Source organism: Streptomyces sp. CB02261 (assembly GCF_001905665.1).
In the GTDB taxonomy this organism is placed as follows: domain Bacteria; phylum Actinomycetota; class Actinomycetes; order Streptomycetales; family Streptomycetaceae; genus Streptomyces.
Window position 1 is genome coordinate 334,179 of the sequence record NZ_LIVX01000009.1, and the last position, 23,022, is coordinate 357,200.

Annotated in this window: 21 protein-coding genes; 5 read left to right on the plus strand and 16 right to left on the minus strand. The window is 71.1% G+C overall.

Going from position 1 to position 23,022, the window contains the following annotated elements:
* The first annotated feature begins 9 nt into the window (after window positions 1–9).
* Window positions 10–1,353, plus strand: coding sequence for a DUF2637 domain-containing protein (locus AMK29_RS28310; protein WP_073818353.1), 1,344 nt, complete (start codon window positions 10–12; stop codon window positions 1,351–1,353).
* Window positions 1,354–1,415: 62 nt separating this feature from the next.
* On the opposite strand, the gene lysS is transcribed toward AMK29_RS28310, so the two are convergent.
* Window positions 1,416–3,140: a lysine--tRNA ligase gene (gene lysS, locus AMK29_RS28315; RefSeq protein ID WP_073818355.1), complete on the minus strand. Its 1,725-nt coding sequence runs from the start codon at window positions 3,138–3,140 to the stop codon at window positions 1,416–1,418.
* Window positions 3,141–3,348: 208 nt separating this feature from the next.
* Here lysS and argS point away from each other — a divergent pair, with 208 nt between their 5' ends.
* Window positions 3,349–5,124: an arginine--tRNA ligase gene (gene argS / locus AMK29_RS28320; protein WP_073818356.1), complete on the plus strand. Its 1,776-nt coding sequence runs from the start codon at window positions 3,349–3,351 to the stop codon at window positions 5,122–5,124.
* 89 nt (window positions 5,125–5,213) lie between these two features.
* Here argS and AMK29_RS28325 read toward each other — a convergent pair whose 3' ends face one another.
* From AMK29_RS28325 to AMK29_RS28355, 7 genes are all read right to left on the minus strand, one after another.
* Window positions 5,214–5,483, minus strand: coding sequence for a DUF1876 domain-containing protein (locus AMK29_RS28325; protein WP_024757862.1), 270 nt, complete (start codon window positions 5,481–5,483; stop codon window positions 5,214–5,216).
* A gap of 62 nt (window positions 5,484–5,545) precedes the next feature.
* Window positions 5,546–6,550 carry a porphobilinogen synthase gene (gene hemB / locus AMK29_RS28330; RefSeq protein ID WP_073818358.1) on the minus strand — a complete coding sequence of 335 codons (1,005 nt, stop codon included), beginning with the start codon at window positions 6,548–6,550 and terminating at the stop codon, window positions 5,546–5,548.
* 309 nt (window positions 6,551–6,859) lie between these two features.
* Window positions 6,860–8,530 (minus strand): uroporphyrinogen-III synthase, encoded by a 1,671-nt coding sequence (locus AMK29_RS28335; protein ID WP_073818360.1) that lies wholly within the window; start codon window positions 8,528–8,530, stop codon window positions 6,860–6,862.
* Entirely contained in the window at window positions 8,527–9,513 is a 987-nt protein-coding gene (gene hemC, locus AMK29_RS28340; RefSeq protein ID WP_073818361.1) for a hydroxymethylbilane synthase, read from the minus strand. Before hemC ends, AMK29_RS28335 begins: the two co-directional genes overlap by 4 nt.
* A complete protein-coding gene (locus tag AMK29_RS28345; RefSeq protein ID WP_073818363.1) occupies window positions 9,510–10,865 on the minus strand; it encodes a glutamyl-tRNA reductase in 1,356 nt (451 codons plus the stop codon). The genes hemC and AMK29_RS28345 overlap by 4 nt, the downstream gene beginning before the upstream one ends.
* Entirely contained in the window at window positions 10,862–11,659 is a 798-nt protein-coding gene (locus AMK29_RS28350; protein ID WP_073818365.1) for a redox-sensing transcriptional repressor Rex, read from the minus strand. The genes AMK29_RS28345 and AMK29_RS28350 overlap by 4 nt, the downstream gene beginning before the upstream one ends.
* A 273-nt stretch (window positions 11,660–11,932) precedes the next feature.
* Window positions 11,933–12,211, minus strand: a complete 279-nt coding sequence (locus AMK29_RS28355) for a glutaredoxin family protein (protein ID WP_073818366.1) — start codon at window positions 12,209–12,211, stop codon at window positions 11,933–11,935.
* Window positions 12,212–12,303: 92 nt separating this feature from the next.
* Between AMK29_RS28355 and AMK29_RS28360 the strand changes: the two genes are divergently transcribed.
* From AMK29_RS28360 to AMK29_RS28370, 3 genes are all read left to right on the plus strand, one after another.
* Window positions 12,304–13,257: an HAD family hydrolase gene (locus AMK29_RS28360; protein WP_073818368.1), complete on the plus strand. Its 954-nt coding sequence runs from the start codon at window positions 12,304–12,306 to the stop codon at window positions 13,255–13,257.
* A gap of 411 nt (window positions 13,258–13,668) precedes the next feature.
* Complete coding sequence (locus tag AMK29_RS28365; protein ID WP_073818370.1) at window positions 13,669–14,454, plus strand: ECF subfamily RNA polymerase sigma factor, BldN family; 786 nt, start codon at window positions 13,669–13,671, stop codon at window positions 14,452–14,454.
* Window positions 14,455–14,751: 297 nt separating this feature from the next.
* Window positions 14,752–15,990, plus strand: coding sequence for a DUF5667 domain-containing protein (locus AMK29_RS28370; RefSeq protein WP_073818371.1), 1,239 nt, complete (start codon window positions 14,752–14,754; stop codon window positions 15,988–15,990).
* Between the two features lie 93 nt (window positions 15,991–16,083).
* Here the strand turns inward: AMK29_RS28370 and AMK29_RS28375 are convergent, their stop codons facing one another.
* The 8 genes from AMK29_RS28375 to AMK29_RS28410 form a co-directional block, all read right to left on the minus strand.
* On the minus strand, window positions 16,084–17,154 hold the full coding sequence (locus AMK29_RS28375) for a lysophospholipid acyltransferase family protein (protein WP_073818373.1): 1,071 nt from the start codon (window positions 17,152–17,154) through the stop codon (window positions 16,084–16,086).
* Between the two features lie 15 nt (window positions 17,155–17,169).
* Window positions 17,170–18,252, minus strand: a complete 1,083-nt coding sequence (locus AMK29_RS28380; RefSeq protein ID WP_073818375.1) for an NAD-dependent epimerase/dehydratase family protein — start codon at window positions 18,250–18,252, stop codon at window positions 17,170–17,172.
* 138 nt (window positions 18,253–18,390) lie between these two features.
* Window positions 18,391–18,489, minus strand: coding sequence for a 30S ribosomal protein bS22 (locus AMK29_RS28385; protein ID WP_003948845.1), 99 nt, complete (start codon window positions 18,487–18,489; stop codon window positions 18,391–18,393).
* 164 nt (window positions 18,490–18,653) lie between these two features.
* Complete coding sequence (locus AMK29_RS28390) at window positions 18,654–18,863, minus strand: helix-turn-helix domain-containing protein (RefSeq protein WP_015034391.1); 210 nt, start codon at window positions 18,861–18,863, stop codon at window positions 18,654–18,656.
* A 127-nt stretch (window positions 18,864–18,990) separates the two neighbouring features.
* A complete protein-coding gene (locus tag AMK29_RS28395; RefSeq protein WP_073818376.1) occupies window positions 18,991–19,806 on the minus strand; it encodes a phosphatase in 816 nt (271 codons plus the stop codon).
* A gap of 96 nt (window positions 19,807–19,902) precedes the next feature.
* Window positions 19,903–21,078, minus strand: a complete 1,176-nt coding sequence (locus tag AMK29_RS28400) for an acetoin utilization protein AcuC (RefSeq protein ID WP_073818378.1) — start codon at window positions 21,076–21,078, stop codon at window positions 19,903–19,905.
* The gene (locus AMK29_RS28405; protein WP_073818380.1) at window positions 21,047–22,246 is read right to left on the minus strand and encodes an MFS transporter; all 1,200 of its coding nucleotides are present in this window, start codon (window positions 22,244–22,246) and stop codon (window positions 21,047–21,049) included. The genes AMK29_RS28400 and AMK29_RS28405 overlap by 32 nt, the downstream gene beginning before the upstream one ends.
* A 43-nt stretch (window positions 22,247–22,289) precedes the next feature.
* Window positions 22,290–22,937: an HAD family hydrolase gene (locus AMK29_RS28410; RefSeq protein WP_073818381.1), complete on the minus strand. Its 648-nt coding sequence runs from the start codon at window positions 22,935–22,937 to the stop codon at window positions 22,290–22,292.
* Between the last annotated feature and the right edge of the window lie 85 nt (window positions 22,938–23,022).

Here is a 23,022-nt window from a genome sequence, read left to right on the forward strand (position 1 = left end):
GGTTCGCGGGTGGCCGCGATGCAGCTGACACGGACACACCGAATACTCATCGGCCTCGTCATCGGCGGTGCGCTGATCATCGCGGGGATCGGTTTCGCGGGTTCGTACGCCGCCGTGCGCGAGCTCGCTCTCGACAAGGGCTTCGGCACCTTCTCGTACTTCTTCCCGATCGGTATCGACGCGGGCATCTGTGTGCTGCTCGCCCTGGATCTGCTGCTGACGTGGCTGCGGATCCCGTTCCCGCTGCTGCGGCAGACGGCGTGGGTGCTGACGGCGGCGACGATCGCGTTCAACGGCGCGGCGGCCTGGCCGGATCCGTTGGGTGTCGGGATGCACGCGGTGATCCCGGTGCTGTTCGTGGTGGCCGTGGAGGCCGCGCGTCACGCCGTGGGGCGGATCGCGGACATCACGGCGGACAAGCACATGGAGGGTGTCCGGCTGACTCGCTGGCTGCTGTCTCCGGTGCCGACGTTCCGGCTGTGGCGCAGGATGAAGCTGTGGGAGCTGCGCTCGTACGAGCAGGTGATCAAGCTGGAGCAGGAGCGGTTGATCTACCAGGCGCGGCTGCAGGCCCGTTTCGGTCGCAGTTGGCGGCGGAAGGCGCCGGTGGAGGCGTTGATGCCGTTGCGTCTGGCCCGGTACGGCGTTCCGTTGGCGGAGACGGCGGCGGCGGGCCTGGCGGCGGCGGGTATCGAGCCGGCCGTGCTGCCTCCGCAGCCGCAGGCGCAGACCCAGGTGCCGGCGCAGCAGCCCCAGCTCCAGCCGATGGCGCAGGCACCCCAGCCGGGCCAGCCGCAGCTCCCGCAGGGCCCGGTGCCGACGCAGGGCCCGATGCCCGCCCAGGGCCCGGCGCCGGCCCAGGCGCAGGGTCCGGTGCCGGCGGAGGCGCAGGGCCCGGTTCAGGCGCAGGGCATGGTGCCCGATCCGTCGGAGCCCGCGAACCACCACAGTCCCTGGTTCGCGGCGCCGCAGCTTCCGTCGGAGGCGCACGAGACTGCGTACGCTCCCCAGTTCGTCGAGGGCCTGGAGCCGACGCCGGTCGCGGTGCCGCTCGGTCCTGAGGACGTCCCGCTGCCCGGTTCCGGGCAGGAGCAGGGCCCTGAGAGCTTCGAGGTGTATCCCGAGTACGTCGATCCGGAGCCGCCGGTCGACGACTTCGAGGAGACCGTCTACAAGCTGACGTGGTCGTACGCCCATGAGAACAAGCAGTTCCCCGCCGAGGGCGAGCTGCAGCGGCTGGTGGCGGACCACTACGGCCTCCAGGAGTTCCCGGACACCGACGTCCTGCGTCGGCTGACCCCGAGGATCGAGCAGCGCATCCAGCAGGAGATGGCCGACTTCGACACCCCGTGACCCCGCTTCACGACACGAAAGGGCCGCCACCCGGATCCGGGTGGCGGCCCTTCTGTCGTGCGTCAGGCTCCGAGCAGCTTCCGTACCCGGTCCGCGCCCACGGCGAGCAGCAGCGTCGGCAGTCGCGGTCCGGTCTCGCGGCTGACGAGCAGCTTGTACAGCAGGGCGAAGAACGCGCGCTGGGCGAGCTTCAGCTCGGGCGTCGGCTTGGCCTCCGGGTCGAGACCGGCCATGACCTTCGGGACGCCGTAGACGAGGGTGGTGAGCCCGTCGAGCGACCAGTGGGTGTCGAGGCCTTCGAGGAGCAGGCGGAGCGACTCGCGGCCCTCGTCGTCGAGGGAGCCGAGGAGCTCGGCGTCGGGCGCCTCGCGGACGATGGTGCGCTGGTCGGCCGGGACCTGGTTGGTGATCCAGTTCTCGGCGCGGTCGAGGCGCGGCCGGACCTCGTCGAGCGTGGTGACCGGGTTCTCCGGGTCGAGCTCGGTGAGGATGCGGAGGGTCTGCTCGTCGTGGCCGGCGGTGATGTCCATGACCGAGGCGAGCGTCCGGTACGGGAGCGGGCGCGGGGTGCGCGGGAGCTCTCCGGCGGCGGTGCGGGCGGCGCGGGAGTGGGCGGCGGCGTCGGCGGGCAGCACGGTGCCGTCGGCGACCTTGGCCTCCAGCTTGTCCCACTCGTCGTAGAGCCGCTGGATCTCCTGGTCGAAGGCGATCTTGAAGGACTGGTTGGGCTTGCGGCGTGCGTACAGCCAGCGCAGCAGCGGGGCTTCCATGATCTTCAGCGCGTCGGCGGCGGTGGGGACGCCGCCGCGCGAGGAGGACATCTTGGCCATGCCGCTGATGCCGACGAAGGCGTACATGGGGCCGATGGGCTGGACGCCGTCGAAGATCTCGCGGACGATCTGGCCGCCGACGACGAAGGACGAGCCGGGCGAGGAGTGGTCGACGCCCGAGGGCTCGAAGATGACGCCCTCGTAGGCCCAGCGCATCGGCCAGTCGACCTTCCAGACCAGCTTGCCGCGGTTGAACTCGCTGAGCTTCACGGTCTCGGCGAAGCCGCATTCCGTGCAGGTGTAGGCCAGCTCGGTGGTCTCGTCGTCGTACGAGGTGACGGTGGTGAGGTCCTTCTCGCACCGGCCGCAGTAGGGCTTGTACGGGAAGTAGCCGGAGGCGCCGCCGGAGCCGTCGTCCTCGGCGGCGGCGCCGGAGCCCTCCTCGGCCTCGAGTTCGGCCTCGTCGAGGGGCTTCTGGGACTGCTTCTTGGGCGTCTTCTTCGTCCGGTACTGGTCGAGGATGGCGTCGATGTCGCCGCGGTGCTTCATGGCGTGCAGGATCTGCTCGCGGTAGGCCCCGGCGGTGTACTGCTCGGTCTGGCTGATCGGGTCGTACTCGACGCCCAGCTCGGCCAGCGACTCGACCATGGCGGCCTTGAAGTGCTCGGCCCAGTTGGGGTGGGGCGAGCCGGCGGGGGCCGGGACCGAGGTCAGCGGCTTGCCGATGTGCTCGGCCCAGGACGCGTCGATGCCCTCGATGCCGTTCGGCACCTTGCGGTAGCGGTCGTAGTCGTCCCAGGAGATGAGGTGCCTGACCTGGTGCCCGCGGCGGCGGATCTCGTCGGCGACCAGGTGCGGGGTCATGACCTCGCGGAGGTTGCCCAGGTGGATCGGGCCGGAGGGGGAGAGGCCGGAGGCGACGACGACCGGTTTGCCAGGCGCACGTCGCTCCGACTCGGCGATGACCTCGTCCGCGAAACGGGAGACCCAGTCGGTCTCGGTGCTGCTCTGAGCCACGGTCGGTACGTCCTTCTTCCTGAGGGGTTCTGCCTGAGGGCCCTACGTGAGCCATTCTCCCAGACGGAAGAGCGCGCTCCGAGGTTGTCCACAGTTGGGAGATCGCGCGGCGTGCGGGGTTGTCCACAGGCGGGGAAATCACGTTGCGCTCCCATGGGACACTTGACAAGCGAATTAGACCTGACGAACCCAACAGGAACGGAAGCTCATGGCCTCGGTCCCTTCCCTCGCTTCGACCGTGCAGCAGCGCCTCGCGGACGGCCTCTCGGCAGCCCTGCCGGAGGCTGCGTCCGCCGACCCGCTGCTGCGACGAAGCGACCGGGCCGACTTCCAGGCCAACGGCATCCTGGCGCTGGCCAAGCAGCTCAAGGGCAATCCGCGTGAGCTGGCGACGAAGGTCGTCGAGGCGATCCCGGCGAACGACGTGCTGAAGGAGATCGAGGTCTCGGGCCCCGGCTTCCTGAACATCACGGTGACGGACGCGGCGATCGTCAGGACGCTCGCGGCCCGTGCCGCCGACGCCCGGCTGGGTGTGCCGTTCAACGAGTCGGCGGGCACGACGGTCATCGACTACGCCCAGCCGAACGTGGCGAAGGAGATGCACGTCGGGCACCTGCGGTCCGCCGTGATCGGCGCGGCGATGGTCGAGATCCTGGAGTTCACCGGCGAGAGCGTGGTCCGGCGTCACCACATCGGTGACTGGGGTACGCAGTTCGGCATGCTGATCCAGTTCCTGATCGAGCACCCGCACGAGCTGGACCACAGGGCCGAGGACGGCGGCGAGGTCTCCGGTGAGGAGGCCATGTCGAACCTGAACCGGCTGTACAAGGCCTCGCGTGCCCTGTTCGACTCCGACGAGGAGTTCAAGACGCGGGCCCGGGCGCGCGTGGTGGACCTCCAGGCCGGTGACGAGGAGACGCTCGCGCTGTGGCAGCGGTTCGTCGACGAGTCGAAGATCTACTTCTACTCGGTCTTCGACAAGCTGGACATGGACATCCGGGACCCCGACGTGGTCGGCGAGTCCGGGTACAACGACATGCTGGTGGAGACCTGCCGGCTGCTCGAGGAGTCGGGCGTCGCCGTCCGCTCCGAGGGCGCGCTGTGTGTGTTCTTCGACGACGTGAAGGGCCCGGACGGCAACCCGACGCCGCTGATCGTCCAGAAGTCCGACGGCGGCTTCGGGTACGCGGCGACGGACCTGTCCGCGATCCGCGACCGGGTGCGGAACCTGAAGGCGACGACCCTGCTGTACGTGGTCGACGCCCGGCAGTCGCTGCACTTCAAGATGGTCTTCGAGACGGCCCGCAGGGCCGGCTGGCTGAACGAGGACGTGCAGGCCGTCCAGCTGGCCTTCGGCACGGTCCTCGGCAAGGACGGCAAGCCGTTCAAGACCCGTGAGGGCGAGACGGTCCGGCTGGTGGACCTGCTGGACGAGGCGGTGGACCGGGCGACGTCGGTGGTGCGCGAGAAGGCCGAGAAGGTGGGCCTGAGCGAGTCGGAGATCGTCGAGAACGGCCGGTACGTGGGCATCGGCGCGGTGAAGTACGCCGACCTGTCGACGTCGGCCGCGCGCGACTACAAGTTCGACCTGGACCAGATGGTCTCGCTGAACGGCGACACCTCGGTGTACCTGCAGTACGCGTACGCGCGGATCAGGTCGATCTTCGGGAAGGCGGGCGACCGTGAGCCGCTGGCTCACCCGGAGCTGGAGCTGGCCCCGGCGGAGCGGGCGCTCGGTCTGCACCTGGACCAGTTCGGCGAGGTGATCGCCGAGACGGCCGCGGAGTACGCCCCGCACAAGCTGGCCGCGTACCTGTACCAGCTGGCGTCGCTGTACACGACGTTCTACGACCAGTGCCCCGTCATCAAGCCCGCGCCGGCGCAGGACGTCGCGGAGAACCGCCTCTTCCTCTGCGACCTGACCGCCCGCACGCTGCACCAGGGCATGGCTCTCCTGGGCATCAGGACGCCCGAGCGCCTCTGACGGTCCTGGAGCGGCATCCGAGCGACATCCGAAGGCGAAGCCCCCGGCACGGGATCCCGTGCCGGGGGCTTCGTCGTCGACGGCGTCCGTCAACGGATGGAGTGCGAGGTCCTGCCCGACACCTCGTCGATCTCCGTGTGGGCCTTCTGGAGCAGCTGCGAGGCGAGGTCCATCAGCGCGCGTGCGCCGGCGATCTCCTCGCCCACCCTGAGCTGGTCCGGATCGGAGGGGTGGCGGTTCGCGGTTCCGTGGGCGCGGAACTCGGTGCCGTCACTGAGCCGGACCATGGCCGCGGCCCGTGTCCGGTCGCCCTCCTCCTGGAATTCCATCTCCACATGCCATCCGACAAGCGTGTGCATCATGAGGACCACCTCCAGCGAGGTACCTGTCGGCTACCTCTCCAGGGTGCGCCGGACGGCCGTCAGCGGCGAGCCGACCCCAGTGTCCGCGCGGCCTCGGTGGCCCAGTAGGTGAGGATCATCTTCGCGCCGGCCCGGCGGATGCCGGTGAGGGTCTCCATGATCGCCTTGTCGCGGTCGATCCAGCCCTTCTCGGCGGCGGCCTCGACCATCGCGTACTCGCCGCTGATCTGGTACGCGGCGACGGGGACGTCCACCGACTCGGCGACCTTGGCGAGCACGTCGAGGTAGGGCCCGGCCGGCTTCACCATCACCATGTCGGCGCCCTCCTCCAGGTCGAGGGCGAGCTCGCGCATCGCCTCGCGCAGGTTCGCGGGGTCCTGCTGATAGGTCTTGCGGTCGCCCTGGAGCGAGGAGCCGACGGCCTCACGGAAGGGGCCGTAGAAGGCGGAGGAGTACTTCACGGTGTACGCGAGGATCGACACGTCCTCCTTGCCGATGGTGTCCAGGGCGTCCCGGACGACCCCGACCTGCCCGTCCATCATCCCGGAGGGCCCCACGACGTGGACGCCGGCGTCCGCCTGGACCTGGGCCATCTCGGCGTAGCGTTCCAGCGTGGCGTCGTTGTCGACGCGGCCGTCGGCGTCGAGGACTCCGCAGTGGCCGTGGTCGGTGTACTCGTCGAGGCACAGGTCGGACATGATGATCAGCTCGTCGCCGACCTCGGCCCGCACGTCCCGGATGGCGACCTGCAGGATGCCGTCGGGGTCGGTCCCCGCCGTGCCGGCGCCGTCCTTCTTCGCGTCCTCGGGCACGCCGAAGAGCATGATCCCGGAGACCCCGGCCTCCACCGCCTCGACCGCGGCCTTCCGCAGGGTGTCCCGGGTGTGCTGGACGACTCCGGGCATGGCCGCGATCGGCACGGGCTCGGTGACGCCCTCCCGCACGAACGCGGGAAGGATCAGGTCGGCGGGATGCAGCCGCGTCTCGGCCACCATCCGCCGCATGGCAGGCGTCGTCCGCAGCCGCCGCGGCCGCGCCCCGGGAAAGGATCCGTACGAGTTCATAATCCCGAGGCTACGCCCGCAGAATCGATGCACTTACCGACCCGGTGTGGGCATGAGCCCCCACAACGACACCCCACCCCGCCCGGTGCGGGCACGCCCCGCACGCCACCACTCCCCCCGTGTGGGCATTCGTCCCGCAGGGCGGGACGGGTGGGCACACGGGACGGCGCCCCCAGCCGGGCCCAGGCTCCCGCACCCGCCCGAACCCGCACCCCGAGCGCCCCGAACCCGCACCCCCGGCCCCGCGAAAACGCAAAGGGTGCGGGCCCTGCAAAGGACCCGCACCCCACGCGTACGCGCATGAACCACCTACGTCGTCCGACGCCTCCGCGCCCCCGGCCGCCGCTCACTGGGCCGCGTCACCGGGTCTCCCGCCTCCAGCGCCGACGCCCTCCGGCGCAGCCCGAAGTCCGCCAGCGCCTCGGCGAGCTTGTGCACCGACGGCTCCGGCGACAGCACGTCGACCCGCAGCCCGTGCTCCTCGGCCGTCTTGGCCGTGGCCGGCCCGATACAGGCGATCACGGTCACGTTGTGCGGCTTCCCGGCGATACCGACCAGGTTCCGCACGGTCGACGACGACGTGAACAGCACGGCGTCGAAGCCACCGCCCTTGATCGCCTCGCGCGTGTCGGCCGGCGGCGGCGACGCCCGTACGGTCCGGTACGCGGTGACGTCGTCGACCTCCCACCCGAGCTCGATCAGCCCGGCGACCAGCGTCTCGGTCGCGATGTCGGCCCGCGGCAGGAACACGCGGTCGATGGGGTCGAAGACGGGGTCGTACGGCGGCCAGTCCTCGAGCAGTCCGGCGGCGCTCTGCTCACCGCTCGGCACCAGATCCGGCTTCACACCGAAGTCGACGAGCGCGGCGGCCGTCTGCTCGCCCACCGCGGCGACCTTGATCCCGGCGAAGGCACGGGCGTCGAGCCCGTACTCCTCGAACTTCTCCCGTACGGCCTTGACCGCGTTCACCGAGGTGAAGGCGATCCACTCGTACCGTCCGGTGACGAGCCCCTTGACCGCCCGCTCCATCTGCTGCGGGGTACGCGGCGGCTCGACGGCGATCGTCGGCACCTCGTGCGGCACGGCGCCGTACGAACGCAACTGGTCGGAGAGCGACGCGGCCTGCTCCTTGGTCCGCGGCACGAGGACCCGCCAGCCGAAGAGCGGCTTCGACTCGAACCACGACAGCTGGTCCCGCTGCGCCGGGGCGCTGCGCTCGCCGACCACGGCTATGACCGGCCGGTGGCCCTCGGGCGAGGGGAGGACCTTGCCCTGCTTGAAGACCTGGGCGATGGTGCCGAGCGTGGCGTTCCAGGTGCGCTGGCGGGTGGTGGTGCCGGCGATGGTGACGGTGAGCGGGGTGTCGGGCTTGCGGCCCGCCGCCACCAGTTCACCGGCGGCCGCCGCCACCGAGTCGAGCGAGGTGGACACGACGACGGTGCCGTCGGAGGCGCCGACCTCGGTCCAGCACCGCTCGTCGGCGGTGCGGGCGTCGACGAAGCGCACGTCGGTGCCCTGGGCGTCGCGCAGCGGCACACCGGCGTACGCGGGTACGCCGACGGCCGTGGCCACGCCGGGCACGACCTCGAAGGGGATGCCCTCGGCGGCGCAGGCGAGCATCTCGGCCCCCGCGTTCCCGTCGAGGCCGGGGTCGCCGGTCACCGCACGGACGACCCGCCTGCCGCCCCTCGCGGCCTCCATGACAAGATTGGCCGCGTCCCTCAACACGGGGACCCCGGCGGTTGTTGACGCCTCGTCAACAATCGTCAGCTCCGGCGTGCTCACCCCCGTGCGCGCGTGGCCGCGAACGACCTCGAGCACCTCCGGCTCGGCGATCAGGACATCCGCTCCGGCGAGGGCCTCCACGGCCCTGAGGGTCAGGAGTCCGGGGTCACCGGGGCCTGCGCCGAGGAATGTGACGTGCCCATGGCCTGCGAAGGCCGGGGACAGCGGGCTGGTGGTCGGGCTGGTGGGGCTCACAGTGCTCGCTCCCCCATAAGACCGGCCGCACCCTTGGCGAGCATCTCGTCCGCGAGTTCGCGTCCGAGCGCCATGGCCTCGTCGTGCGAGGTGGGTACGGGTCCGGTGGTGGACAGCTGCACCAGCGTCGAGCCGTCGGTGGTGCCGACGACGCCGCGCAGGCGCATTTCGGTGACAACCTGCCCGTGACCGGGGTCGTCGGCCAGCAGGTCGGCCAGCGCACCCACGGGTGCGGAGCAGCCGGCCTCCAGGGCGGCGAGCAGGGATCGTTCGGCGGTCACGGCGGCCCGCGTGCGCGGGTCGTCGAGGGCGCCGAGCGCGGCGACGAGGTCGGCGTTCGACGCCGCGCACTCGATCGCCAGGGCCCCCTGGCCGGGGGCGGGCAGGACGGAGTCGACCGACAGGTGGTCGAGCGACAGGGAGCCGGTGAGCTCCCCCGTACCGCCGATGCGGTTGAGGCCGGCCGCGGCGAGGACCACCGCGTCCAGTTCCCCGCTGCGCACGTAGCCGATCCGGGTGTCGATGTTCCCCCGGATCGGGACGCAGGTGATCTCCAGGCCGTGGCTGCGCGCGTAGGCGTGCAGCTGGGCCGTGCGTCGCGGCGAGCCGGTGCCGATCCGGGCGCCCTGGGGCAGCCGGTCCAGCGTGAGGCCGTCGCGGGCGATCAGGACGTCGCGCGGGTCCTCGCGCTCCGGGATCGCGGCCAGCACCAGGTCGGGGTGCTGGGTGGTCGGCAGGTCCTTCAGGGAGTGGACGGCGAAGTCCACCTCGTCGGCGAGCAGCGCGTCGCGCAGGGCGGCGACGAAGACGCCGGTGCCGCCGATCTGCGCGAGGTGCTCGCGGGAGACGTCCCCGTACGTGGTGATCTCCACGAGCTCGACGGGCCGGCCGGTCAGCTGCCGGACGGCGTCGGCCACGTGCCCGGACTGGGCCATGGCGAGCTTGCTGCGCCTGGTCCCGAGCCTCAGTGCCCTCTCGGTCATACTCGCCCTCGGTTCTTGACGTCGGCGTCATTCAGGTCGGCCCGGCTGACAGCAGCCACCGTCTCCGGGTCGAGGTCGAAGAGTGTCCGCAGCGCGTCCGCGTACCCGGCGCCGCCGGGCTCGCTGGCCAGCTGCTTGACCCGCACGGTCGGCGCGTGCAGGAGCTTGTCGACGACGCGGCGCACGGTCTGGGTGATCTCGGCGCGCTGCTTGTCGTCGAGGCCGGGCAGCCGGCCCTCGAGCCGGGCGACCTCGTTCGCCACCACGTCGGCGGCCATGGTGCGCAGGGCGACGACGGTGGGGGTGATGTGGGCGGCGCGCTGGGCGGCGCCGAAGGCGGCGACCTCGTCGGAGACGATGCCGCGCACCAGGTCGACGTCGGCGGCCATGGGGGCGTCGGCGGAGGCCTCGGCGAGCGACTCGATGTCGACGAGCCGGACGCCGGGGACGCGGTGTGCGGCGGCGTCGATGTCGCGGGGCATGGCGAGGTCGAGGAGGGCGAGCGGGGTGCGCCGGCCCTGTACCGCGGTCTCGACGCCGTCGCCGGTGAGGACGAGCCCGGTGGCGCCGGTGCAGGAGACGACGACGTCTGCACGTGTCAGTTCGTCGCCGACGGCAACCATTTCGACCGCGTGGGCGGCCACCCCCGTGCCACCGGGCTCGCTCAGGATCTGGGCGAGTCGCTCGGCGCGGGCCAGGGTGCGGTTGGCGATGACGATCTCGGCGACGCCGGCCCGCGCGAGGGTGGCGGCGGCGAGCGAGGACATCGAGCCCGCTCCGATGACGAGCGCCTTCTTGCCCTTGGCCCAGGTGTCGACGTCGGTCCCGTCGGCGAGCTGCTCGAGCCCGAAGGTGACGAGCGACTGTCCGGCCCGGTCGATGCCGGTCTCGCTGTGGGCGCGCTTGCCGACCCGCAGGGCCTGCTGGAACAGGTCGTTGAGGAGGCGGCCGGCGGTGTGCAGTTCCTGGCCGAGGGCGAGGGCGTCCTTGATCTGGCCGAGGATCTGGCCCTCGCCGACGACCATGGAGTCGAGCCCGCAGGCCACCGAGAAGAGGTGGTGGACGGCCCGGTCCTCGTAGTGCACGTAGAGATAGGGAGTGAGCTCGTCCAGGCCGACGCCGCTGTGCTGCGCGAGGAGGGTGGACAGCTCGGCGACGCCCGCGTGGAACTTGTCCACGTCGGCGTAGAGCTCGATGCGGTTGCAGGTGGCGAGGACGGTGCCCTCGGCGGCCGGTTCGGCGGCGAGGGTGTCCTGGAGGAGCTTGGCCTGGGTGTCCGCCGACAGCGCGGCCCGCTCCAGGATGGAGACCGGGGCGCTGCGGTGGCTGAGGCCGACGACGAGGAGGCTCATGCCGGCATCACGGCGGGGACGTCCCCGTCGGGTCCCTTGCGGCCGGCGCCCGTGGTGCCACGGGGGGCCGGGGGTACGGCGGCCACGGCGGCCTCCGCGTCGGCGTCCGTGTCGGCCTCGGCGTTCGACTCCTCGCCGGCCTTGCGCTGCTCGTGGAAGGCGAGGATCTGCAGCTCGATGGAGAGGTCGACCTTGCGGACGTCGACGCCGTCGGGCACGGAGAGCACGGTGGGGGCGAAGTTCAGGATGGAGGTGACTCCGGCGGCCACGAGCCGGTCGCAGACCTGCTGGGCGACGCCGGCCGGGGTCGCGATGACGCCGATGGAGACGCCGTCCTCCTCGATGATCTTCTCGAGGTCGTCGCTGTGCTGGACGGGGATCCCGGCGACCGGCTTGCCGGTCATGGCGGGGTCGGCGTCGATCAGCGCGGCGACGCGGAAGCCACGGGAGGCGAACCCGCCGTAGCCGGCGAGGGCGGCACCGAGGTTACCGATACCGACGATGACGACCGGCCAGTCCTGGGTGAGGCCCAGCTCGCGGGAGATCTGGTAGACGAGGTACTCGACGTCGTAGCCGACCCCGCGGGTGCCGTAGGAGCCGAGGTAGCTGAAGTCCTTGCGGAGCTTCGCGGAGTTGACCCCCGCCGCTGCGGCGAGCTCTTCGGAGGAGACCGTGGGTACGGAGCGCTCCGAGAGCGCGGTGAGTGCGCGCAGATACAGCGGAAGCCGGGCGACGGTGGCCTCGGGAATTCCTCGGCTACGGGTCGCCGGTCGGTGAGTTCGGCCAGTTGCCACGGTGCTCCTGCGGGATGAGCGGGGCTGCAGGCGGCCATATGTCCCAAGACCGCCCCGTCGAATGCAGGCTATGTCTTTGTGAACGCGTGCACAAAGATGGTGTCCGTTTTGTCCGGCCAAAGTGACCGGGGTCACGCGGCTGGTTCGCATCGTCGCGGAACCGCGGAGCACGTCGACGCGTTGAGAACCCGAAGGGGGCATAACCGCACACTCTCCTCACGGCACCGCCCCCGAAAGCCAACAAAACGTCCACGATGGTAGCCCGCGTTTCGGTCACGCACCCAGTTCGCGACGGAGCCGCCCCGCGTCGACACGCCAGAAGGTGTGCTGCTCGCCGTCGACCAGGACGACCGGGATCTGCTCCCAGTACGCGCGATGGAGCTCCTCGTCCCGGGTGATGTCCTTCTCCTCCCAGCGTGCTCCTGTCTCCGCGCACACGGCCTCGATCACCGCACGGGCGTCGTCGCAGAGATGGCACCCCGGCTTGCCGATCAGCGTCACGGTGCGCGACCCGGCGTCCTTCTTCTTCGTCCGTCCGAACATGCCGCCCATTCTGTCCCGCTTCACAGGAGAGCCCCGCAGTGTTCACGCCGCGGCGCCGTCACAAGCCGGGAAGTCCCGAACAGACTGGCTATGCTCACCGCATGGCCGCTCTGGGATGGCTCACCCCCCGTAGGCGCTCCGCCACCGCGCGCAGCGTCCTCGCAGGCGAGGCCGCTGCCGAGGCAGCGCGCAAGTCCTCGCTCCAGTTGGAACGGGAGCGGGAGGAGGCGGCGGCCACCACGGAGGCCGCGGCCCCGGCCGAGCCCGAGTTCCCGGTCGTCGGCGACGTACGGGCGGCCGCCTTCTTCGACCTCGACAACACCGTGATGCAGGGCGCCGCGATCTTCCACTTCGGCCGCGGCCTCTACAAGCGGAAGTTCTTCCAGCGCCGCGAGCTCGCCCGCTTCGCCTGGCAGCAGGCATGGTTCCGGCTCGCGGGCGTCGAGGACCCCGAGCACATGCAGGACGCCCGCGAGAGCGCCCTGTCCATCGTCCAGGGCCACCGCGTCTCCGAGCTGATGTCGATCGGCGAGGAGATCTACGACGAGTACATGGCCGACCGCATCTGGCCCGGCACCCGCGGCCTGGCCCAGGCACACCTGGACGCGGGCCAGAAGGTCTGGCTGGTCACGGCCGCCCCGGTGGAGACGGCCACGATCATCGCCCGGCGCCTCGGTCTGACCGGCGCGCTCGGCACGGTCGCCGAGTCCGTCGACGGCGTCTACACCGGCAAGCTGGTCGGCGAGCCCCTGCACGGACCGGCCAAGGCCGAGGCGGTACGGGCGCTCGCCGCCGCCGAGGGCCTCGACCTGGGCCGCTGCGCCGCCTACAGCGACTCGCACAACGACATCCCGATGCTCTCGCTCGTCGGGCACCCGTACGCGATCAACCCGGACGCCAAGCTCCGCAGGCACGCCAAGGACCTGGACTGGCGGCTGCGCGACTACCGGACCGGCCGCAAGGCCGCCAAGGTCGGCATCCCCGCCGCCGCGGGCCTCGGCGCCCTGGCCGGCGGCACGGCCGCCGCGGTCGCCCTGCACCGCCGCCGCCACTGAGGCGGGGCCTCCCCTGCCGATACGTTTCGGCTGCGATCATCTGCGACAACCCCGGACCAGGCGTGCTCACCCGTCCGTGGTCGAACACCCCCGCACAGGTCGACCCCCAGGCATTCCGGCCTCCTTACCCCGCAACGGCCCCGATCACTCACGCGTCCCCCACTTGAGCACAACGCAACGCCGACGCAGTCACACCCGAAAGCAAACCGATCAAGAACCGGTCACGAACAGCAAGCAACTCCGACTACAAGCAGTAACAGAACCGTCGTAACCGGTGATTTGAGCAACTGGGTGTAGCGCTGCCTGTACGAAGCGTTATTCTCCTCAGACGCACAAAGGACCCCTCGCGTCGCTACGACGGGTGAACGGTCCCGCACTGCACGTGATGGAAGCTCTGCCTCTGGGAGTCCCGTGTACCCACACGTCGGGGTTGACACCTCGGGCCTGGCTACGCTGCGCGCAACGGTCCTCGACCTCTTGCGCGGCTTCGTCCCCACCGCGTACGCCGGCCCTGTCCCCGCATTCGCATTCGCCGCCCCGGCACCCGCCGGCCCTTGTTATGCCCTGGCCGACGGCAGCGCCGCCGTGGGCAGACGAGGTGCCCGCTCCGGAACCTCGACCCCCGCCCGCCGTCCCACCGCCGACAGCGACAGCGCCCGCATGATGGACCTGGTCGAGCGCGCCCAGGCCGGCGAGGCCGAGGCCTTCGGCCGCCTGTACGACCAGTACAGCGACACGGTCTACCGCTACATCTACTACCGCGTCGGCGGGAAGGCGACGGCGGAGGACCTCACCAGTGAGACGTTCCTGCGCGCCCTGCGCCGGATCTCCACCTTCACCTGGCAGGGCCGCGACTTCGGCGCCTGGCTCGTCACCATCGCCAGGAACCTGGTCGCCGACCACTTCAAGTCCAGCCGCTTCCGCCTGGAAGTCACCACGGGCGAGATGCTCGACGCCAACGAGGTCGAGCGCAGCCCCGAGGACTCCGTCCTGGAGTCCCTCTCCAACGCCGCCCTCCTCGACGCGGTCCGCCGCCTCAACCCCCAGCAGCAGGAGTGCGTGACCCTGCGCTTCCTCCAGGGCCTCTCGGTCGCCGAGACCGCCCGGGTCATGGGCAAGAACGAGGGGGCCATCAAGACCCTCCAGTACCGGGCCGTCCGCACCCTGGCCCGCCTTCTGCCGGACGACGCCCGCTGACCGGTCCGCGCCCCCCACACGCGCGCCCACGCCCCGGTCGGCGGCCCCGCCCGCCCCTCCCCCCACGTCCCCACGACCCCCCGCCCAACTCACAGTCGGTGACGCCTCGATGACGCACTGGTCCGATCATCTTTCGCGCGTAACCCAAGTGCCGCGCCGCTCGTTGTGCGGGATGCAGGCTCCCTGTGGACACGCCATGTCCGCAACCACTCACTCTTTCGTGTGGATGCGCTCAAGGTGTGCAACCCTCCGGACACCCCGGGGAGTCGACCGTCATGACGAGAGGAGGTGCCGCCAGTGATCGCGAACGTATCGGCGCACCGGCGGGCGAACGCCTTCGCCCAGACCCTGGAGGACCGGGCGTCCGAGGGCGCGGTGGCCGAGCAGTCCGATGCCTCGGCCGAACCGGCCGAGCAGGGACGGCTGTTGGCCTTGGCGAACGGCCTCGGCGAGCTGCCGAAGCCACAGCTGGACCCCGAGGTCAAGGTGGTGCAGCGAGCCCAGCTCGTCGCCGCCATGGAAGCGATGCTCATGGAGGGCAGCGCGGCCGCGGGACCCACGGTGCCGGAGCAGCGCACCGCGAGCGGCAAGGGATCCCACCGGGCGTCCCCGCTGCGGAAACTGCGCCCCCGTTCCCGCTGGACCAAGGGCCTCGCCGCAGGCGGCCTCACGGTCGGCGTGGCGGCGGGCGCCTTCGGCGGAGTGGCCGCGGCCAGCTCCGACGCGCTCCCCGGTGACTCGCTCTACGGGCTCAAGCGAGGCATGGAAGACATCAAGCTGGGCATGGCGGACGACGACGCGGACCGCGGCGGCATCTACCTCGACCAGGCATCCACCCGACTCAGCGAGGCCCGCAGGCTCATGGAGCGGGGCCGCTCGGGCGACCTCGACCACGAGTCGCTCAGCGAGATCCGCCGCGTCCTGGGCGGAATGAAGCACGACGCGAGCGAAGGACACCGCCTGCTCCGCCAGGCGTACGAGCGGGACGGCGAGATCGCCCCGATGGCCCGGCTCAACTCCTTCGCCCAGGCCCACCGGGACACCTGGAACGGCCTCCGCGAGCGGCTGCCCGTCCAGCTGGCAGACGTCGGCAGCGAGGTGACGCACGTCTTCGACGCCATGGACGAGGACGTCGAGCCGCTCCAGTCGGTCCTTCCCCGCACCCCGGAGAAGACCACGATCGGCTCGGAGAGTCCCAGCGGCACCCCCAGCACCTCGAAGGCCCCCCAGGGGACGGACTCCCAGCGTCCGCCCTCCTCCCAGGAAGCCACGCCCACGGGCAGCCACTCCGCGCCACCGCGCACCACCGGCCCCAGCACGGGCACCAGCCCGAGCTCCGGCGGCGTCACCGGCGCACCGCAGGACGACGGCCTCCTCGGCGGCAGCACCGGCGGACTGCTCAAGCCCTCGCCGACCGGCACGCCCGCGCCTCCCACGGGCGACCAGGGGACGCCGGACACACCGGACGTGACCCTTCCGCCCATCCTGCCGGGCCTGCTCCCAGGCCTCGGCATCGACAGCGAGGACGCTCGCTAGCAAGGAAGAAGGGGCGCCCCCACGGACGGGGGGCGCCCCTTCTTCCTGCTCCGGAACACCTTCTGGACGAACACCCTCTGGAAGAACGCCCTCTTAGAAGAACACCGACCGCCGCTGCACCAGCAGCTTGTACAGCGTGTGCTGGATCTGCTCCCGCACCTGATCCGTCAGGTTGAACATCAGCATCGGGTCCTCAGCCGCCTCCGGCGCGTAGGAATCCGTCGGGATCGGCTCACCGAACTGGATCGTCCACTTCGTCGGCAGCGGCAGCGCCCCGAGCGGCCCCAGCCACGGGAAGGTCGGCGTCAGCGGGAAGTACGGGATGCCGAGCACCCGCGCCAGCGTCCGGGCGTTCCCGATCATCGGGTATATCTCCTCCGCCCCGACGATCGAGCACGGCACGATCGGCACCCCGGCCCGCAGCGCCGTCGAGACGAACCCGCCCCGCCCAAACCGCTGGAGCTTGTACCGCTCCCCGAACGGCTTCCCGATCCCCTTGAAGCCCTCGGGCATCACCCCGACGATCTCGCCGGCGCGCAGCAGCCGCTCCGCGTCCTCGGCACAGGCCAGGGTGTGCCCCGCCTTACGGGCCAGCTCGTTGACGACAGGAAGCACGAACACCAGGTCGGCGGCGAGCAGCCGCAGGTGCCGCCCCGCCGGATGGTGGTCGTGGACGGCGACCTGCATCATCAGGCCGTCCAGCGGCAGGGTCCCCGAGTGGTTGGCGACGATCAGGGCCCCGCCCTCGGCCGGGATGTTCTCGACGCCCTTCACCTCCACCCGGAAGTACTTCTCGTACAGCGGGCGCAGCAGCGACATCAGGACCTGGTCGGTGAGTTCCTCGTCGTAGCCGAACTCGTCGACCTCGTAGTCGCCGGTGATCCGCCGCCGGAGGAACGCGAGCCCGCCCGCGAGCCGCCGCTCCCAGCCCCTCGCCCCGGCGCCCTCGGCCCCACCCGCGGAGGAGCTCGCCCCGGCACCGTCCTCGCGGCCACCGACGTCGTCCGGCAGCCGCCGGCCCTCCGGGGCCTCCCCCGGCTCCTGGGGGCCCGCCTGAGGCCCCGGCAGGGCCCGTACGGCCGCCGCCTCGCCGTCGACGCGCCCGGGCCGCCGCCGGGCCCGTGACCGGTCGTCGTCGAACGGAATGACCTTGGCGTCCGCCATCGCTGTCCGGTCTCCTCAGGCGCCGTCGTGAACGGGGGGAACAGATGAAGCAGATACAGACGGTACGCCGGACGGAGCCAGGCGCCCGGCGAGCCGGTCCACCGCCCCGGCGAGTCTCTCCGGCGGCAGCAGTCCGGGCCCCCGGCCGCGCGCGAAGTCCGCGAAGGTCTCCGCCGTGGTGAAGCGCGGCGAGAACCCGAGCACTTCACGCGTCTGGACCGTCGAGACGACCCTGCCGTGGGTGAGCAGCCGGATCTGCTCGGGCGCGAAGTCGGTGATCCCGATCGTACGCAGCGCCGTCCCCACCCAGGTGACCGCGGGCAGCAGCACCGGCACCGTGGGCCGTCCCAGGCGCCGCGCGCACTGCGAGAGCAGCAGCACCCCGTCGCCGGCCACGTTGAAGGTGCCGCTGTTCTGCGTGGCCCTGCGGGGCTCGTGCGCCCCCAGGCGCAGCACGTCGATCACATCGTCCTCGTGGACGAACTGCAGCCTCGGGTCGTAGCCGAGGACGGTCGGCATGACCGGAAGGGCCAGGTACTCGGACAGCGGGGAGTCGATCCGGGGTCCCAGGATGTTCGCGAAGCGCAGCACGCACACGGCCACGTCGGGCCGGCGCCGGGCGAAGCCCCGTACATACCCCTCGACCTCGACCGCGTCCTTCGCGAAGCCGCCGCTGGGAAGCGACTTCGCGGCCGTCGTCTCGGTGAAGACGGCCGGGTCGCGGGGCGCGGAGCCGTAGACGCTGGTACTGGACTTGATCACGAGCCGGCTGATCCGCGGCGACTTCTGGCACGCGCCGAGCAGCTGCATGGTGCCGATGACGTTGGTCTCCTTGACCGACGTACGGCCGCCACCGCCGAGCGCCGTGCCGGTGACGTCCAGATGGACCACCGTGTCGACGTCGTGCTGGGCGAGGATCTTGGCGATCTCCGGCCGGCGGATGTCGGCCCGTACGAACTCGGCCGCGCCGAGCTGATGCGCCGGGTCGACCGCGTCCACCGCGATCACCCGCTCCACCTCCGGGTCCCGCTGGATCCGCCGCACGAAGCGGCCCCCCAGATGCCGGGCGGCACCGGTGACGAGCACGACCTTGCCCAAGATCCGCGCCTTCCGTCCGTCTTCCGTTGGTCGCCACCGTAGCGCCTCGGGATTTCCCTCCACATAAGGCGTGGCCCTCCACCGCGAACGGTGAAGGGCCACGCCTGACGAACTGAAACGCTGCGGTGCAGCTGTCGCCTACTTCTTGTTGCGACGCTGAACGCGCGTGCGCTTGAGCAGCTTGCGGTGCTTCTTCTTGGCCATCCGCTTACGCCGCTTCTTGATAACAGAGCCCACGACTACCCTCGCTCACTTCTCGGAACATCCCCGCCTCCCGGCGGGAATCGGTGCGGGGCGTCTGGGCCCACACGACCTACGTCGGCCTAGCCTACCGTCCCGAGCACCGCGCTTGTAATCCGAGGGACATACGGAGCTTTCCCGGCGTTGTCGCCGCGCTCGCGCTACGCGGTCCCCACCCCCACGAAGGACTCCCGCAGGTACTCGTGAACCGCCTGTTCCGGCACCCGGAAGGACCTGCCCACCCGGATCGCCGGCAGATGACCGCTGTGCACCAAGCGGTACACGGTCATCTTGGACACGCGCATCACCGAGGCGACTTCCGCCACGGTCAGAAACTTGACCTCGTTGAGAGGTCGTTCGCCAGCAGCCATGACCCACCTGTACCTTCCGCCGCGACGCCCACCGGCTTCCCCTCCGGTGACTCTTCGTCGCCGAGCGCTCACGCTCCAGCCTAGGGGCGGGTGGTACGAGTGGGGAAGAGGAGCTGTCATCGGCCGTTTACCGTGACAGACACGCTCGATTGAGTACATAGCGCGTGAGTGGACGGTAGTAGTCGGAGCGCACGCCGTCATCGAGCGGGACGGCCACCGACACCTGCCCCTCCGCCTCACCGACGAACAGCGCCGGATCATCCGTATCGGCGAGCCCGATGGCCTCGATACCCAGCTGACCTGCCCCGCAGACCCATCCGTGGTCCCCCACGACGAGCTCCGGCAGCGGCCCGCCGCACTCGGCCGCGCTCTCCAGAGCCGCCCTGACCGGTAACGGCGAGTGGGAATGCGCCCCCGGTTCACGCCCACCCCCCGACAGCCCCGGCTCTCGCACCAGAGCGACCCCCCGTACGTAGTCGATGAGGTGCGTACGTACGCCGAACCGGGTCGTTATGTCGACACATCTCCCCTGCGCCGGTGTGAGAACAAGACATCCTGCCGCCGACAAGGCGTCTGCGAGAGCGACGTAGAAACCGAGCAACCGGTGCGGATGCCCCGTCCCGAGGAGCACCGGAACCCGGCGCGCCGCCGCGGCCCCCAACCGCGCGGCGAAGGCGTCGAGCCCCCGCACCGTACGTTCGGGATCGATGACGTCGAGGCCCGTCCGATGCGTCGGATCCCCCGACACCCCGCACTTGTCGGCCATCAGCCGCAACAGATCGGCCTCACCCCACCCCCACACGGGGTCGAGCCCCAGCATCACCCGCGGATCGCGCGCGGCGAAGAGCCGATAGCTCCGCAGGCTCTCCTCCCGCGACGTCGCCACCGTTCCCGCCAACCCCGCCGCCAACAGATGCGCCCGCAGCGCCCCGGTACTCAACACCCACCCGATGCTGCCGGAACACCCCCGCGACGGAGCCCCAACCCCCCGGACACCCCACCGTCGGCGTAACGCCCACCGAGAGCGTCCCGGAGGCGTCTAGGCGAGCAGCCCCCGCAACGGGAAAGCGGCCTTACGCGTCGCCAGCACCGCCTGGTCGAGCCGGTCCGCCGGGTCGTACCCCTCGGCCCACTCACGGAAGCCCACCGGCCACCGCCCGTCCGTCATCCGCACCGGCCCCGGCTGACGGGTCCGCGCGTACACCTCGTCCCGCCACGACGACGGGATCACCGACTCCGGATCCACCGGCGCGTGCGCCGCGATCCCCACCAAATGCGTCCACGACCGCGGTACGACGTCCACCACCGCGTACCCGCCACCGCCCAGAGCCAGCCACCGACCGTCCGCGTACGCGTGCGCCAGCTCGTGACACGCCTCCTGTACGGCCCGCTGGGCGTCCAGCGACACCGCCAGGTGCGCGAGCGGGTCCTCGAAGTGCGTGTCCGCCCCGTGCTGCGTGACCAGCACCTGCGGCCGGAAGTCCGCCAGCAGCTCCGGCACGACCGCGTGGAACGCCCGCAGCCACCCCGCGTCACCCGTCCCCGCCGGCAGCGCCACGTTCACGGCCCCGCCCTCACCGGCACCGGCCGCGCCCGTCTCCTCCGGCCACCCCGTCTGCGGGAACAGCGTCCGAGGATGCTCGTGCAGCGACACGGTCAGCACCCTGGGGTCCTCCCAGAACGCCGCCTGCACCCCGTCCCCGTGGTGCACGTCCACATCCACGTACGCGACCCGCTCCGCGCCCAGTTCGAGCAGCCGGGCGATGGCCAGCGAGGCGTCGTTGTAGATGCAGAAACCCGAGGCGGAACCCGGCATCGCGTGATGCAACCCGCCCGCGAAGTTCACCGCGTGCGCGGCCTCCCCGCGCCACACCGCCTCCGCCGCCCCCACCGACTGCCCCGCGATCAGCGCCGACACCTCGTGCATCCCGGAGAACGCCGGATCGTCGACCGTCCCCAGGCCGTACGCCTGGTCGGCGCGCCGCGGATCCACCGACGCGGCCCGCACCGCCGCCACATAGTCCTCACGGTGCACCAGCCGCAGCGTCGACTCCCCCGCCGGCTTGGCCGCCACCACGTCCACCGCCCGGTCGAGCCCATAGGCCCGCACCAGCGACATCGTCAGCGCGAGCCGTACCGGATCCATCGGATGCTCGGACCCGAAGTCGTACTGCGTGACAGCTTCATCCCACATCAACAGTGCGCGGCCGCTCATGCCCGCCACCGTATCGGGCCGCCCGCGAGCCGAACGACGTGGCGTACACCACCGTCACCAGGACCAGCACCATCGGCACCAGCATCGCCCCCCGATAGCTCCACGCGTCCCCGAGCGCCCCCACCAACGGCGACCCGACGAGGAAGCCGACGTAGTTGAAGACGTTGAGCCGCGCCACGGCCGCGTCGCTGTCCCCCGGGAACAACCGCCCCGCCGCGGCGAAGGTCTGCGGCACGATCACACTCAGCCCGAGCCCGAGCACCGTGAACCCGGCGATCCCCGCCCAGGCCCCCGGCGACACCGCCACCACCGCGAACCCCACCGCGGCGAGCACGGCCCCGGCCCGCACGACCACCACGGCACCCAGCCGCCGCACCCCGAAGTCCCCCACGGCCCGGCCGAGCAGCGTCGTCACCATGTACGCGTTGTACGGCACCGTCGCCAGCTCCTCCGAGCTGCCCAGCACGTCCTGGAGGTACTTGGCACTCCAGTTGGAGACGGTCGAGTCCCCGATGTACGCGAAGGTCATGACGAGACACAGCGGCAGCAGCAGCGCGAACGCGACCCCGCTCCCCTTGCCCTCCCCCGCCTCCAGCACCGGCCGGTCCCCTCCGGCCGCGTACCACCGGCTGCCCACGAGAACGACGGGCAACAGCACCGCCACCACGGGCAGATACGACACGAACAACGACAGATGCCAGTGCGCCCCCACCCACGCCAGCGAGGCACCGACGATCCCACCGAGGCTGTACGAGGCATGGAAACCGAGCATGATGCTCCGCCCGTACGCCCGCTGGAGGCTGACGCCCAGCATGTTCATGGACGCGTCGAGGGCGCCGACCGCGAGCCCGAAGAGCCCCAGGGCGACGGCCGCCTGCCACAGCTCGCTCCCCACCCCCACCGCGAGCAGGGACAGGAGGACGAACGGCTGGGCCCACCGCAGCACCACCGCCGGCCCCACCCTGGCGACGACCCTCTCGGTCACCACGCTCGACACACCGGCCAGGATCGGCACGGCGGCGAGGAAGACCGGCAGCAGCGCGTCCGAGATCCCGTACCGCTCCTGGATCGCGGGTATTCGCGTCACGAGCAGGGCGAAGGTGACCCCCTGCACGAAGAAGCTGACCGCCAGGGATCCCCGCCCACGCCGCAACCGCGCATCCGTCATGGCGGCACAGCGTACGGCCGGAACCTACCGCGGGGTAGGTGGATCACAGCCCCAATATCGCCGGCAGCTCCTCCATCCCGCGGAAGAACCCGGCGGCCCCGGAGAGCTTCTCCTCGGGCGTCATCGCGGTGAACCCGTACACGTCCATCCCGGCCGCCAGGGCCGCCTGCACCCCGAGCCGGCTGTCCTCGACCACCACACACCGCTCGGGCGCCACCCCCATCCGCGCGGCGGCGTGGAGGAACAGGTCCGGCGAAGGCTTCCCCCGCCCGACGTCCTCGGCACTGAACACGATCTCGTCCCGGAACCAGGCGTCGAGCCCGGTCTTCCGATGCCCCACCCGGATCCGCTCGTGACTCCCGGAGGACGCCACACAGTACGGAACCCCGCTCTGGGAGAGCCGCTTGAGCACCTCCTCGACCCCGGGCACGGCCTCCAACTCGGCCTGAAAGGCGGCGAAGACCCGCGCGTGGAAGATCTCGTCGAAGTCCGCCGGCAGCCGCTGCCCGCTCCGCTCCTCGACCACCTCGTGAATCCGGTGCATGGCGGACCCCATGTAGTCCCGCACCGATTCCTCGAACGAGGTCGGATGCCCGAGCTCCGTCAGATAGCCGGCCAACAGGGTGTTGGAAATCGGCTCGCTGTCCACGAGCACACCGTCGTTGTCGAAGATGACCAGGTCGTATCGCATGCCGCCCAGCTTAGAACGCAAAAATGCCTCAACCCCCGGACAAGGTCCGGGGGTTGAGGCTAAAAATTGTTCGGCGGCGTCCTAC

Bases quoted from the DNA above. Each gene is read 5' to 3' on its own strand.
- AMK29_RS28355 (WP_073818366.1), bottom strand. From the start codon at position 12,211: ATGGGCGGCATGTTCGGACGGACGAAGAAGAAGGACGCCGGGTCGCGC.
- AMK29_RS28390 (WP_015034391.1), bottom strand. From the start codon at position 18,863: ATGGCTGCTGGCGAACGACCTCTCAACGAGGTCAAGTTTCTGACCGTG.
- AMK29_RS28360 (WP_073818368.1), top strand. From the start codon at position 12,304: ATGGCCGCTCTGGGATGGCTCACCCCCCGTAGGCGCTCCGCCACCGCG.
- AMK29_RS28410 (WP_073818381.1), bottom strand. From the start codon at position 22,937: ATGCGATACGACCTGGTCATCTTCGACAACGACGGTGTGCTCGTGGAC.
- AMK29_RS28405 (WP_073818380.1), bottom strand. From the start codon at position 22,246: ATGACGGATGCGCGGTTGCGGCGTGGGCGGGGATCCCTGGCGGTCAGC.
- AMK29_RS28325 (WP_024757862.1), bottom strand. From the start codon at position 5,483: ATGCACACGCTTGTCGGATGGCATGTGGAGATGGAATTCCAGGAGGAG.
- AMK29_RS28345 (WP_073818363.1), bottom strand. From the start codon at position 10,865: ATGAGCCTCCTCGTCGTCGGCCTCAGCCACCGCAGCGCCCCGGTCTCC.
- hemB (WP_073818358.1), bottom strand. From the start codon at position 6,550: ATGAACTCGTACGGATCCTTTCCCGGGGCGCGGCCGCGGCGGCTGCGG.
- AMK29_RS28400 (WP_073818378.1), bottom strand. From the start codon at position 21,078: ATGAGCGGCCGCGCACTGTTGATGTGGGATGAAGCTGTCACGCAGTAC.
- hemC (WP_073818361.1), bottom strand. From the start codon at position 9,513: ATGACCGAGAGGGCACTGAGGCTCGGGACCAGGCGCAGCAAGCTCGCC.
- AMK29_RS28375 (WP_073818373.1), bottom strand. From the start codon at position 17,154: ATGGCGGACGCCAAGGTCATTCCGTTCGACGACGACCGGTCACGGGCC.
- argS (WP_073818356.1), top strand. From the start codon at position 3,349: ATGGCCTCGGTCCCTTCCCTCGCTTCGACCGTGCAGCAGCGCCTCGCG.